Consider the following 12,878-nt stretch of genomic DNA (forward strand, 5'->3'; position numbering starts at 1 on the left):
TATCTATTACGAGTTAAAATAATTCCTGCTGTGGCGGCACTTCCTTCGCTTCCTCCTTATGTCCCCATTCAAACTCCACGCTCTTACTGAAATCGAACAGCTTGCTGCCCACCGCCTTCCAGCCCATCACCTCCACAAAACCGGCGATCTTGATCTTCTGCGTCCTGGCCTGCGCCCCCCTGCCGGATTTGATCAGCACGACCGGTTCCGGATGCAGGGTCACCAGATCCAGCCGGTTACCCTCTCCTTCCTTAACAAAAAGGAACTTATTACGTAAAGTCGTGGTCTCAATCTTAAACCGTTTCACATTGTATTGCAGCTTCTCGTTGTCGAGGTAGATAGCCGTGATGATCTTCTCGGGGTCGAATTTTCGGATTTCGATGATCTTATCGGCATCGAAACGCTGGGTGAGTTCCGTATCGGTTAATTCATAATTGCCGTCGTTATAGATTACCAGCAACCGCTCTTCGGTTTCGAACATCCCCAGGTATTCCCCCTTCTCCTCCGTGTTCAACCGCCCAAAGGTCGGATCGAACCAAAGCTTCCGGCCGCTAAGTGTCGACTTGCCTTTCTCCTTAAACTTCACCGTGCGGATCGGATATTTCGTCACCTGGTTGCCCAGCGAACTCCGGTTCTTGATCTCCAGCTCCTCGAAATAGAAATCGAATTCCTTGTGCCTCGCCGTCGAAGCCGGGCTGAGGATCACCCGCACCACCTCCGCCTCACCGTTGGGATTGGCAGAGAAATAATGCACTTTGCTCTTTGGGTCTTCTTTTCCCAGATCATATTCCTTGTCCCGGGTGACGCCCGTGACATTGAACCGCTTGGCATAGCTGACCCCGCTCTTGCCGTCTACATAGATCATATTGTACGTGGTTCGCTCGTCGTTCTTCCGGAAGACGGCGATATGGAGGATGTCTTTACCGATAAACGCCTTGTCTGCCACTTTTACCACCTTCATCTTTCCGCCCTTCGTAAACGCGATGACATCGTCGAGATCGGAACAATCGGTCACAAACTCATCCTTCTTCAGCCCCGTGCCGATAAAGCCTTCCTGGCGGTTTACATACAGCTTGACATTGGCGATGGCCACCTGCTGCGCCTGGATCGCTTCGAACGGCCGCATCTCCGTCTTCCGCTCCCTTCCCTTGCCGTATTTCTTCAACAGGTTCTCATAATAGGCCACGGCAAAATCGACCAGGTTGTTGAGGTCATGTTTCACCTGCTTGATCTCGGCTTCCAGTCCCCTGATCTGTGCATTCAGTTCTTCGATGTCCAACCGGTAGATCCGTCTTACCGGTTTCTCGGTCAGCTTCACGATATCCTCCCGGCTGATATCCCGCTTCAGCTGCTTGCGAAACGGCTCGAAGGCCTTGGCGATCGCCAGCAATACCTTCTCCCAGGTCTCGTGTTTCTTCTCCAGTTCCTTATAGATCTTTTCTTCGAAGAAGATCTTCTCCAGTGAGGTATAATGCCATTTCTCCTGCAGTTCGGCCAGCTTGATCTCGAGCTCCCGCTTCAGCAGGTCCTTGGTGAGATCCACCGAGACCGTGAGCAATTCTTTGGCGCCAAGGAAGGTCGGCTTCTTGTCGATGATGACACAGGCGTTGGGCGAAATGCTTACCTCGCAGTCGGTAAACGCATAAAGTGCGTCGATCGTGATATCGGGCGAGATGCCGGGCGCCAGATCGATCTGGATCTCGACATCCGCGGCCGTATTATCCGTCACCTTGCGGACCTTGATCTTGCCCTGATCGTTGGCTTTCAGGATCGAATCGATCAGCTGGGTCGTCGTCACGCCATACGGAACGTCCTTTACCAGCAGCGTCTTCTTGTCCATTTCCTCGATATGGGTACGGACGCGCACCTTTCCGCCGCGTTTCCCGTCATTGTAGTTGGTCGTATCGATCATGCCGCCCGTGAGAAAATCCGGGTAGAGCTCAAACTTCTTACCCTTTAGATGTTTCATCGCAGCTTCGCACAGCTCACAGAAATTATGCGGTAATATCTTTGTCGCCAATCCCACCGCAATGCCTTCGGCGCCCTGCGCCAGCAGCAACGGGAATTTCATCGGCAGGGTCACGGGCTCGTTCTTCCTCCCGTCATAACTCAGCTGCCATTCCGTGGTCTTGGCATTGAAAGCGACCTCCAGCGCGAACTTGCTCAGGCGCGCTTCGATATACCGCGACGCCGCGGCATCATCCCCGGTCCGGACGTCCCCCCAGTTGCCCTGGGTTTCGATAAGCAAGTCTTTCTGACCCATATTAACAAGGGCCTCGCCGATACTTGCATCCCCATGCGGATGGTACTGCATGCTCTGACCGATGATATTGGCCACCTTGTTGAACCGGCCGTCATCCATTTCCTTCATCGCATGCAGGATCCGCCGTTGCACGGGCTTCAACCCGTCCTCGATGGCCGGCACCGCCCGCTCCAGGATCACATAGGAGGCATAATCAAGAAACCAATTCTTATACTGACCGGTGACACCGCCCTCATTCTCGTGAAAATCATCTGGTATTTTGCTCTTCGCCATAATTCAATTGTCATTTTTCCGTGGCCGATTGTTCAACTACCGGCGGCATCGCCGCAGCCGCTGCCTTCCCCCGGACCTCAAAATCCTTCATCCCCTTCAATTCTCCCTGTGCATCCAGTTCCCCGGCCGCCACCAATTGCTTGATCCGCCACAGCAGGTACGCATCCCCCGTGGTCTGTTTCGCCTTGTTCAGAAACTGGCTGATCAGCTTGCTCACCTTTATCCAATCCCCCGTGATAAACTTCCGCAACTCCTCATCATAATACGTATAGTCATGCTGAGACAGCTTCTTGCCCCCTTCCAGGATCCGCACTCCCCTGCCCTCCTGGCAAAGCTTATTCCACTCATCCGGGTCGATCTCGAACTCACTGAGCGTGATCGGCCGCGCCAGCTTCCGCGCCTTGAGAAATTCCCGCGGCGGAATACTGGAGAGATTCTCGGGATAGAAGATCAGCCCCTTCTCATTGATAAAAGGAAGATTGTTCAGATACAGGATAAAAACCCTGCCCTGAAACTCCTTAAGCTGCGACATCAGCCAGTAATAACCGCTTACGTCATGCTTATTCTGGGCAGCCCAGACCCACAGGATCTCTTTCTCATCCCCGGTCAGCCGCTGCCGCAGCGCCGCCACTTTGGCGACATCATCCCCGACACTGCCGTCATCCACCTTGCCCTGATAATCCCCGCCGGCAAGGATCTCTCGCCACCACTGCTTCCTCGCTTCCCACCCCTCGGCCGTATAAACGTCCGTCAGCGGCCCCACCGCAAAATCATCCTGTATCTCGAGCACTTCCCCCTGGAACGAAGGTTCCAGTTCAAAGGCCTTCTTCAATACCTCGATGTCATTATACTGAAAAACGATATGGATCATAACATTATGCTTTTACTTCATCCACCAGATCCAATTCCACCTTTAGATTCTTGATAATGAAATCCTGACGCTCCGGTGTATTTTTTCCCATATAATACTCCAATATCTGCTGGATATGCGTGTCCTGCATCACCATCACCGGCTGCTTACGCATATCGGCCCCGATAAACCGGGCAAACTCATCCGGCGAGATCTCTCCCAACCCCTTAAACCGCGTAATCTCCGGCTTGTTCCCCAGTTTCTTTACAGCCGCCTGCTTCTCGGCCTCGTCATAACAATAATGCGTCTCCTGTTTGTTCCGCACCCGGAACAGGGGCGTCTCGAGAATATAGACATGCCCGTTCTTCACCAGGTCGGGGAAAAACTGCAGAAAAAACGTCATCAGCAACAACCGGATATGCATCCCGTCGACGTCCGCATCGGTGGCGATGACAATATTGTTATACCGCAGCCCTTCGATCCCGTCCTCTATATTCAACGCATGCTGCAACAGATTGAACTCCTCATTCTCATACACCACCTTCTTCGTCAGCCCGAAACAGTTGAGGGGCTTGCCCCGCAGACTGAAAACGGCCTGCCGCTCCACATCCCGGGCCTTTGTGATACTGCCGCTTGCCGAGTCCCCTTCGGTGATAAAAATGGTGCTCTCCTTCTGTTTCTCGAGGATCGCTTCCTTATCCTTTCCCGTGGGCTCATCGTTATAGTGAAAGCGGCAATCGCGCAGCTTCTTGTTGTGCAGGTTGGCCTTCTTAGCCCGTTCGTTGGCCAGCTTTTTAATGCCCGCCAGTTCCTTTCGCTCGCGTTCGCTCTGTTCGATGCGCTTCTTCAGCGCGTCGGCAGTAGCAGGATTCTTATGAAGATAGTTATCCAGTTCCCTGGCCAGGAAGTCGTTGACGAAGTTCTTCATCGTCGCCCCGCCCTCGGCCACGTTAAGACTGCCCAGCTTGGTCTTTGTCTGGGATTCGAACACCGGCTCCACGACCCGGATGCTGACGGCCGCGGCAATGCTCTGCCGGATATCGGCCGCGTCATAATCCTTCTTGTAAAAATCCCGGATCACCTTGACAAAAGCCTCGCGGAAGGCCTGCTGATGGGTTCCGCCCTGGGTGGTATACTGCCCGTTGACAAAGCTGAAGATCTCCTCGCCGTAATCATTATTATGCGTAAGGGCCACTTCGATATCCTCCCCTTTGAGATGAACGATGGGATAGCGCAGTTCGTCCTCGTTGGTGCGGCGTTGCAGCAGATCGAGCAGGCCGTTCTTCGACACATATTTCTTCCCGTTGAAATTGATCACCAGCCCGGCGTTCAGATAACAATAGTTCCAAAACTGGTTGTCCACATATTCATTCAGGAAATGAAAGTTCTTAAAAACACTGTCGTCGGGGATAAAGCTCACCAGCGTGCCGTTGGACTCCGAGGTCTTGGCCTCCTTATGATCCCTGGTCAGGACCCCCTTGGCAAATTCAGCCGACTTCTCCTTGCCCTCCCGGAAGGCGGTCACCTTGAAGTAACTGCTCAACGCATTCACGGCCTTGGTACCCACCCCGTTCAATCCCACCGATTTCTGAAAGGCCTTGCTATCATACTTTGCACCGGTATTGATCTTGCTCACGACATCCACCACCTTGCCCAGGGGAATGCCCCGGCCATAGTCGCGGATCGTGACGGTCTTGTTCTCGATGGAGACATCCACCTGCTTGCCATAGCCCATGGTATGCTCATCGATACAGTTGTCGATCACTTCCTTCACCAGGACATAAATCCCGTCATCCGGACTGCTCCCATCACCCAGTTTCCCGATATACATCCCCGGCCGGAGCCGGATATGTTCCTTCCAATCCAAAGTCCTGACGCTGTCGTCGTTGTACTCAAACAAATTATTTTTTTCTGCCATAATACGATCAATTGGGCTTTCCTCGAAGGGCGCAATATAATCAAACGAACGCTTCTTCCGATTATTTCAATTTCCTCACCTGTGGATATTTCCTTGACAACTAATTTTCGGCGTGGCTGTCTTACATTCGCACAATGGCAGCTATTTTCCTGACTCTCAAAGGAGTTTCCGTACATCTCGGCGCCACCCGCCTGCTGGAAGACCTCGACTGGACCATCCATCGCGGCGAGCAATGGGCGGTCACCGGCCCCTCCGGCAGCGGCAAGACCGTATTGGCCCATACCCTCATCGGCACCCATTTCTATACCGGGACGATCACCACCGCCACCCGGCGGATCAGCATCATCGAACAGCAGCACCGGTTCCGAAACCGGCCCGGATCGACAGAACTCTATTACCAGCAACGCTTCAACGCCTCCGACGCCGACCAGACGATCACCGTGGCCCAGGAGCTGGCGGATGCCGGCTGGGACGGATCAGAAACGCCATGGCTCGACTCCCTGCATGTCCGTCAGCTGCTGGGCAAACCCCTGATCCAGCTCTCCAACGGCGAGAACAAACGCACCCAACTGGCGATGGCCATGCTCCAGAGTCCCGAGCTCCTGATCCTCGATAATCCCTTTCTCGGCCTCGACGCGGAAGGCCGCGCCACCCTCCATTCCATCATCAACGGACTGGCCGCGAAGAATATCCAGCTGCTCCTCATCACCAGCGCCCAGGAGATCCCCGATTCCATCACCCATATCGCCCGGCTCGAGGCGGGCAAATGGACCTTTCAGGGACCCAGGTCTCAATTCCAACCGGCTCCGGAAGCCACTGTCCCGGCACTCGACGCCACGATCCTCGCCCGCCTGAAACAGGAAGCGCAGGACAACGCCGGAGCCTCCTTCCATACCGCCGTAAAGATGGTCAATACCACCATCCGCTATGGCGAAGCCACGATCCTCGACAATATCCAATGGGAAGTGAAAAAGGGCGAATGCTGGAACGTCTCCGGCCCCAACGGCGCCGGCAAATCCACCCTGCTCAGCCTCATCACCGCCGACAACCCCCAGGCCTATGCCAACGAGATCTGGCTCTTCGACCGGCGCCGCGGCACCGGCGAGTCTATCTGGGATATAAAAAAACGCATCGGCTTCGTCTCGCCCGAGCTCCATCTTTATTTCGACACCGGTGCGACGGGACACGATGTCGTCGCCTCCGGCCTTTTCGATACGGTGGGCCTCTTCCGCACGCTGAACGAAGAACAGGAAACCCTCGTCCAGCTCTGGATGCAGCTTCTTTCCCTCTGGGACCTCCGCAGCCGGCGGCTCGTTCAGCTGTCCACCGGCCAGCAGCGCATGATCCTCCTGGCCCGGGCCCTGATCAAGAATCCGCCGATGCTCATCCTCGACGAACCCTGCCAGGGTCTCGACGACGGCCAGACGGAACGCTTCCGCACCCTCATCACCGCCCTTTGCGAGGCCTTCGGCACCACACTGATCTACGTCAGCCACTACAGCAGGGAACTGCCGGGCTGTATCAACCACTTTCTCCGACTGGAGAAGGGAGCTACCGTAAACGCATAACCGAAATTCGTTCCGTGTAGAACAATTTCCCCATCTGGCGCGGCTTTCCGGGCTTTAACATATCGTTTATGGCACAGTACTTGTAAAATGATCGGTAGCACCTGTTCCCCCGATGCGTAGAAGTATTGTTCACAGAAAAATCTACGTTTATGGAATTCACAGTACTCAGATTGATCGGCACGACTGTTCTCGTCGCCGGTCTGTTCGCCTTCACCCACCTTCGGGTTGGTTCGATCAAAGGCACGGTCAGCCCCGCCGAGGGAGGCGTCCGCGCCTGGGCCGAATCCGCGACCGACACTCTCCGGGCACCCATCGTCAACGGTACTTACGAGATCGCCGACGTAAAGCCAGGGGCCTATAAGATCATCATCGAAGCAAAACCTCCTTACCGCAACATCGCAAAAGACGGCATCATGGTCAATGACGGCCAGGCCGCCGATGTCGGGGAGATAAAGCTGGACAAATAAAGGTCGGACCTTCGGTCGATCCGCCCCCGGCGGATCCTAAGAAGCTGTAGGATAAGTGGTCAAGGACCCTGCATTGCGGCACCGCCGTAATCCGGGGGAAGCCATCCCGGATACGGGATGGCTTTTGTATTTCCAGCCGCCAGCCAAAATTCAACTATTTGATAATCAATATATTGAAATTATTCTTATGTGAACGTCCGCCGGGAGCGGGAAAGATAGCCGCCGGGAAAGCCAAAATCCGTACCTTTGTATCGTTGCTGCGGAATATCTACTAACCCACCTCAGTACTATCCGATCGTATCGGACCTACTTACTACCCCATTAGTTCTGTTCTCAATCTTAATCGTTATTTGTCTTATTTAAAAAAAGGTGACGTATGTATTCGTATGCGCTGTTGGAAAAAGGATGCTATTATCTGATCCAGGAAAAAGAGGAAGGACCTGTTGGCCTGATCAAAGTGAACATGGAAACGGATCATTGTATGTACGTTTCCAAATATGCCGATTCGACCGAGACGATATGGAAGAAGAAATCGGATCCCATCTTCGATATCCTTGAATTGCTGGGAGATGACAAAGTGAAGACCTGGGAATCGATCTATAATGATAGCCAGGACACCTACAACTATGAGGAAGACGAGGAATAGACCAGGGGTCTCCTGACCCGTTTTCTCCGGAGCCCATAGCTCCCCAATCCGGTAGAAGTTACCGAAGCAGACAGCAGAAGGCTGATATAATACAGCAAGAAGCTGTCTGCCTCATTATAAGTAGCCCCGCCCGACGTGGAGCGGTAATGCGCGAAGATATAGATGATCAGAAAACTCCCATAACCGAATAGCAGGCTGGCATAGACAAACACCATCGAGTCCTCGAACCGGTTATGCTCCATTTTTGTCAGGTATTGCCATAGACCCGCGACGCTGTAGGCCAGGATCAGCAGCAGCCCTGCGCCGGTGATCACCGCACAGGACTGGAAATTATACCCGCGCCACGCCAGCAGCACCGATTCGCCGGCGATAAACGCCAGCATCATCCAAAGCAGTTGCTTTCTCAACCGCCCCGTGCTCGCAAATGCAAAAGCCAGCAACACCATCGGTGTTTCCGTAAACGTATAGCAATAGTTTATCCGCTGAAGAAGCCCGCGGCCGCCGGCCGAATGAAGCAGCCCCGCCGCCGGGAGATTGATGATCCCGTTAAAAAGCCAGTAGATACCGATGACCCAGTAGGTGTTCACCCGCCGCATTTTCTTTATACCCAGAAACAGAAAAGGAACAAAGCAAAGGATAATCGCCAGATTGGAGACCACAGCGAAGAGTAGTGTATTGACTCCGGTTTTCAAAGGATGTACGTTTAATTTTTTGTAGGGCTATGCCCTATCTAAAACACAAAATAAGAATATTTTATTATAGGTAAAAGCACTCATTTTTGTACATATTTTACGGTATTTTTACGGTTTACTTTCAGGTTCCCGGATGATCTCCCAACAAACCATACAACAGATTCTCAGCCGGATCGATATTATCGAGATCGTCGGCGGCTTTGTGAAGCTGAAACGGCGGGGCACCAATTATCTTGGTCTCTGTCCCTTTCATAACGAGAAGTCTCCCTCATTCACCGTCTCTCCCGCAAAAGAGATCTATAAGTGCTTCGGCTGCGGCCGCAGCGGCAATACCATCTCTTTTCTCATGGAGCATGAGAAATATTCTTATGTCGAGGCTCTGCGATGGCTGGCCGCCCGCTATAACGTGGAGATAGAAGAAAAAGAGCTCAGTCCGGAAGCCCGCGAGCAGCAGCAGGTGGCGGACAGCCTTTTTATCATCAATGCGTTTGCACAGAAATTTTTTTCGGAGACGCTCTTCACCACGGAAGAAGGTCAGGACATCGGCCTCAGCTACCTGAAAGAACGCGGGTTCAACGAAGAGATCATGCGCCGGTTCCAATTGGGATACTGCCCCGACGGACGCGATGTCTTCGCCCGTGCCGCCCTCGCCGCCCAATACAATCCGGAATACCTGCTCAAGACCGGCCTCGTCGTCCAGCGGGAAGAAAAGATGATCGACAATTATCGCGGCCGGATCATCTTCCCCATTCACAACCAAACCGGCAAGGTCATCGGATTCGGCGCCCGCATCATTCGCAGCAATGACCGCGCACCCAAATACATCAACACGCCGGAGAACGAGCTCTATGTAAAGAGCAAGATCCTTTATGGCTCGTATCAGGCCCGGCAGGCCATCGACAAAGCCGACGAATGTCTCCTGGTGGAGGGATACACCGATGTCATCTCCCTGCACCAGGCAGGGATAGAAAATGTCGTAGCCAGCGGCGGCACGAGTCTCACGATCGATCAGCTAAGGCTCATTCGCAAATACACCCATCACCTCACGATCATCTACGACGGGGACAGCGCCGGCGTAAAAGCAGCGCTTCGCGGCCTCGACATGGCCCTCGAAGAAGGGCTCGACGTAAAACTCGTCCTCATCCCCGATAAGGAAGACCCCGACAGCTATGTCCGCCGCATCGGCGCTACCGCGTTCCGGGAATTCATCGCCGCCAATAAAAAGGATTTTGTTCTTTTCCAGCTGGAGGTCGCGCTGAAGGATGCGGCAAACGATTCCAACAAGAAAGCAGCCGTCGTCAACCAGGTGGCCGAAACCATCGCCCGCATCAACAAGGCCGAAGACTTCACCCGGCAACAGGACTACATCCGTCAATCCGCCGAGATCCTCCATATTGAAGAATCCGGCCTTCACACCCTGGTCAACAAGTATATCCGGGAACGCATCGCCAAACTGGAGAACAAGGCCGCCGCCAGTGCCAATGCCGGGGCCGATGGCATTGCGCCCGACGAGACCGGCTCCCTCATCCCACCCGACGAAGACTCGATCAACCTGCTCTTTCGCCACGAACAGAACGAACGCGGAATGATCCGCGTGCTGCTCGAATATGGGCTTCGCACCTGGGACGACGAAACCCTCGTGGCCGATTATGTCCTCGCCGAATCCGCCGAGCTGGCCGATCTCATCGACAACAAACGGCTTCTCACCATCCTCCATCTCTTCAAAAACTGGTATCAGCAGGGACTCGAACCCACGTCGAAGAGCTTCCTCTATCACGAAGACCAGGAGTTAAGCACCCTCGCCGTTTCCGTGCTCGATGTCCACCTGGAGATCAGCCCTAACTGGAAAGAACACTATGAAGGAAAGATCGCCACCCCCGACGATCTCTATAAGGAAGACGTCGATTCGACCATGCGCTATCTAAAGCTGCGGAAGATCTACCGGCTCATGGAAGAGAACCAGGCCGACCTGGGTAAGCCGCATACCGACGAGGAGATGATGGTACTCCTCCAGACCCATAAGCACCTCAAAGAAATGGAGATCGCCCTGATCCAGGGCCTGGGAACCGTCATCTTCAAATGACGGACGCACCGGACTCCCCGGGTCGCCGCGGCTACGTCAAACCTGCGCCACCGGCGCTTTTGCGATCCTTTGTGCCTGCAGCAAATGCCGTTCACTATGCGCCACCAGGAAACGCAGCAGATCCCCCAGCCTCAGCCGGATAAGCCCATTCAGCGAAAAGGGAATGCGGATCCTCCGCAGGTCCTTGGTGGAAACATGCCGCAGAATGTCGTCCAGCGCGTCACAGTGGCGTTGAAACGCCTCCAGTTCCTCCCGGGCATCCAGGGTCCCCGCTTCGGGGGAATGGGCCGGTAATGCCTTTAATTTAAAAACGCTGCCATCCGGCCGCGGCATGATCCGCTCGTAAAGCCAATCCCCCAGCCACCCGCTGCGGTACTTGTCGACGGGATGATCCGGCGCAAGCGCTATCCGCGACAGAATCTTGCGGATGTGTTGATCCATGGATAGATTAAGATGGCTGTACACCTCGGCAATGCACCATTTGCCCGGAGCAGGACGGGAGATCAGCTGTTCGTCCGTAAGGCGAAGAAAGGGCTTTGTACTGGCTTTCAGCAGTTCCGTCCTGTCCAATAGTTCGGCGACCAGACCTTGTCTGCTAAAGGTTGCCATGGGAAAAGGGGTAAGGTAATAGCATATCGTTATGTACCGCTAAAGATACGCGAACCCCTTCGGGCTACTTAATTTCGGAGGAAAATATACCCATTGACCGTGAGAGCGCATCGGGAAAAAAACGGCTCCCTGCACTCCTTGTGCAGGCAATAACAACCGGTCAGACATTCGCCACGCGACGGCTGCGACTCGTGGCCTTCCGGGCAGTCACCCGTTCGGCTCCGGCTTCCTCCAGCACGTTCTCACGCAACGGAGCACGGAAGCTAACCGGCGGGACCGCCTTCTTGAAGCGCACGGCCGTCCAGACATGGTCGATCGCCACATCCCGGACTATCTCATAGCCGGCCCCCGTGATACAGCCCCAGCTGCATTGCCGGGTAAGCGTGGTCGCAATCTTCGACCCCGGCTTGGGATAAGCCACCCAGAACTTGCCATCGGCCTGCAGCGCCGGCAGCACCTCCTCTACGATCCCCTTCAGCTGCCGCTCGTTGATCGCAAAAATGAGCGCGAAATCGATCTTCTTGCTCTTTAGCAAGGGAGTCAGATTCTTGGCAAAGGCTAACTTAATGAATTGCTTTTCGATGGAAGAAGGAAGCCCCTGTATCAACAGGTTTCTTTCATCGGTCAGTTGTAGTTTCTCCAGTAAAGTTTGGGACATTTCTGGACTTGTTTAAGTTTTCTGTGATGTGATAGACCCACCGCGCTAGGCTCGCGGGATGGCAAAAGTAGCGATTTATTTGGTCACGAAACGTGAATTATTGCGTCCTGGGGTATACGATCTTCCGCTGATCACTTCTCCGTGGTCCTGCGGTGCCGGCGCCGGTCGCGGTACTTGAGGATCGGGACCTTGTTCTCACTCCCTCTGAGCAGGCGGGTGATATTCTTCTGGTGGGTAAGGACGACAAGAAGGGCTACGGCAATAGCAAAGCCCCGGTAAAGGGTTTCTCGTTCGTCAAAAATGTATAAGATGAGAACAGCAAAGGCCACGGAAGCCAGGATGCTGCTGAGAGAGACAAAACGGGTAAGATACAGCACCAGGAGGAAAACGGCTACGCAAAGGACGGCAGCCAGCGGCTGGATCGCGATGATCATCCCAAACAACGTGGCAACCCCCTTCCCGCCGCGAAACTCGGCCCAGATGGGGAAAATATGGCCTACGACGGCCGCAAGACCCAGCCCGACCATAAAGTTGGTCCGGTCGGCTTCATCATGTAAATAGTAAGGAACAAGAATATAAAGGCTGGTGGCGACAACCCCTTTCAGCACATCTACCCCCATCACAAAACAACCCCAGCGAGAACCCAGCACCCGGAACGTATTGGTTGCCCCGGCATTGCCGCTCCCGTATTCCCGGATATCAATCCCAAAGAACGATCGGCTGACCCAGATAGCAGTAGGAATAGAACCTATCAGATACGCCGATAGAATGAGTAAAGCCTCCTTCATTCGAATGGTTGAGTTAAAGTTGGATAACAAATATAACGAAAAAAGAACTGCGCCCCGTTCACC

At 54.0% G+C, this 12,878-nt stretch carries 11 protein-coding genes; 4 read left to right on the forward strand and 7 right to left on the reverse strand.

Annotated features, from left to right (window positions below):
* Positions 1–13 precede the first annotated feature (13 nt).
* The 3 genes from VGM48_RS06150 to VGM48_RS06160 are packed head-to-tail and all read right to left on the reverse strand — an operon-like array spanning position 14 to position 5,304.
* Positions 14–2,536 (reverse strand): DNA gyrase/topoisomerase IV subunit A, encoded by a 2,523-nt coding sequence (locus tag VGM48_RS06150; RefSeq protein WP_331577107.1) that lies wholly within the window; start codon positions 2,534–2,536, stop codon positions 14–16.
* 10 nt (positions 2,537–2,546) lie between these two features.
* Entirely contained in the window at positions 2,547–3,407 is an 861-nt protein-coding gene (locus VGM48_RS06155; RefSeq protein WP_331577109.1) for a DUF1835 domain-containing protein, read from the reverse strand.
* A gap of 4 nt (positions 3,408–3,411) precedes the next feature.
* On the reverse strand, positions 3,412–5,304 hold the full coding sequence (locus VGM48_RS06160) for a DNA topoisomerase IV subunit B (protein WP_331577111.1): 1,893 nt from the start codon (positions 5,302–5,304) through the stop codon (positions 3,412–3,414).
* 134 nt (positions 5,305–5,438) lie between these two features.
* Here VGM48_RS06160 and VGM48_RS06165 point away from each other — a divergent pair, with 134 nt between their 5' ends.
* From VGM48_RS06165 to VGM48_RS06175, 3 genes are all read left to right on the forward strand, one after another.
* A complete protein-coding gene (locus VGM48_RS06165; RefSeq protein ID WP_331577113.1) occupies positions 5,439–6,872 on the forward strand; it encodes an ATP-binding cassette domain-containing protein in 1,434 nt (477 codons plus the stop codon).
* Between the two features lie 149 nt (positions 6,873–7,021).
* Complete coding sequence (locus VGM48_RS06170) at positions 7,022–7,339, forward strand: hypothetical protein (RefSeq protein WP_331577115.1); 318 nt, start codon at positions 7,022–7,024, stop codon at positions 7,337–7,339.
* 376 nt (positions 7,340–7,715) lie between these two features.
* Positions 7,716–7,985 carry a hypothetical protein gene (locus VGM48_RS06175; RefSeq protein ID WP_331577117.1) on the forward strand — a complete coding sequence of 90 codons (270 nt, stop codon included), beginning with the start codon at positions 7,716–7,718 and terminating at the stop codon, positions 7,983–7,985.
* On the opposite strand, the gene VGM48_RS06180 is transcribed toward VGM48_RS06175, so the two are convergent.
* Entirely contained in the window at positions 7,964–8,677 is a 714-nt protein-coding gene (locus tag VGM48_RS06180) for a hypothetical protein (RefSeq protein ID WP_331577119.1), read from the reverse strand. The genes VGM48_RS06175 and VGM48_RS06180 overlap by 22 nt on opposite strands.
* A 133-nt stretch (positions 8,678–8,810) precedes the next feature.
* Here VGM48_RS06180 and dnaG point away from each other — a divergent pair, with 133 nt between their 5' ends.
* A complete protein-coding gene (gene dnaG, locus VGM48_RS06185) occupies positions 8,811–10,760 on the forward strand; it encodes a DNA primase (RefSeq protein ID WP_331577121.1) in 1,950 nt (649 codons plus the stop codon).
* Positions 10,761–10,796: 36 nt separating this feature from the next.
* Here dnaG and VGM48_RS06190 read toward each other — a convergent pair whose 3' ends face one another.
* The 3 genes from VGM48_RS06190 to plsY all read right to left on the reverse strand — a co-directional run bounded on the left by VGM48_RS06190 (position 10,797) and on the right by plsY (position 12,815).
* The gene (locus tag VGM48_RS06190) at positions 10,797–11,369 is read right to left on the reverse strand and encodes a DinB family protein (protein ID WP_331577123.1); all 573 of its coding nucleotides are present in this window, start codon (positions 11,367–11,369) and stop codon (positions 10,797–10,799) included.
* A gap of 160 nt (positions 11,370–11,529) precedes the next feature.
* A complete protein-coding gene (locus VGM48_RS06195; RefSeq protein WP_331577125.1) occupies positions 11,530–12,027 on the reverse strand; it encodes a hypothetical protein in 498 nt (165 codons plus the stop codon).
* Positions 12,028–12,158: 131 nt separating this feature from the next.
* On the reverse strand, positions 12,159–12,815 hold the full coding sequence (gene plsY, locus VGM48_RS06200; protein WP_331577127.1) for a glycerol-3-phosphate 1-O-acyltransferase PlsY: 657 nt from the start codon (positions 12,813–12,815) through the stop codon (positions 12,159–12,161).
* Between the last annotated feature and the right edge of the window lie 63 nt (positions 12,816–12,878).

Origin of the sequence: Puia sp. (assembly GCF_036500295.1) — a bacterium.
GTDB lineage: Bacteria > Bacteroidota > Bacteroidia > Chitinophagales > Chitinophagaceae > Puia.

Excerpts from the sequence above, each read along its gene's own strand:
- VGM48_RS06175 (WP_331577117.1), top strand. The coding sequence starts at position 7,716 with ATGTATTCGTATGCGCTGTTGGAAAAAGGATGCTATTATCTGATCCAG.
- VGM48_RS06150 (WP_331577107.1), bottom strand. The coding sequence starts at position 2,536 with ATGGCGAAGAGCAAAATACCAGATGATTTTCACGAGAATGAGGGCGGT.
- VGM48_RS06165 (WP_331577113.1), top strand. The coding sequence starts at position 5,439 with ATGGCAGCTATTTTCCTGACTCTCAAAGGAGTTTCCGTACATCTCGGC.
- VGM48_RS06160 (WP_331577111.1), bottom strand. The coding sequence starts at position 5,304 with ATGGCAGAAAAAAATAATTTGTTTGAGTACAACGACGACAGCGTCAGG.
- VGM48_RS06190 (WP_331577123.1), bottom strand. The coding sequence starts at position 11,369 with ATGGCAACCTTTAGCAGACAAGGTCTGGTCGCCGAACTATTGGACAGG.
- VGM48_RS06155 (WP_331577109.1), bottom strand. The coding sequence starts at position 3,407 with ATGATCCATATCGTTTTTCAGTATAATGACATCGAGGTATTGAAGAAG.
- dnaG (WP_331577121.1), top strand. The coding sequence starts at position 8,811 with ATGATCTCCCAACAAACCATACAACAGATTCTCAGCCGGATCGATATT.
- VGM48_RS06170 (WP_331577115.1), top strand. The coding sequence starts at position 7,022 with ATGGAATTCACAGTACTCAGATTGATCGGCACGACTGTTCTCGTCGCC.
- VGM48_RS06195 (WP_331577125.1), bottom strand. The coding sequence starts at position 12,027 with ATGTCCCAAACTTTACTGGAGAAACTACAACTGACCGATGAAAGAAAC.
- plsY (WP_331577127.1), bottom strand. The coding sequence starts at position 12,815 with ATGAAGGAGGCTTTACTCATTCTATCGGCGTATCTGATAGGTTCTATT.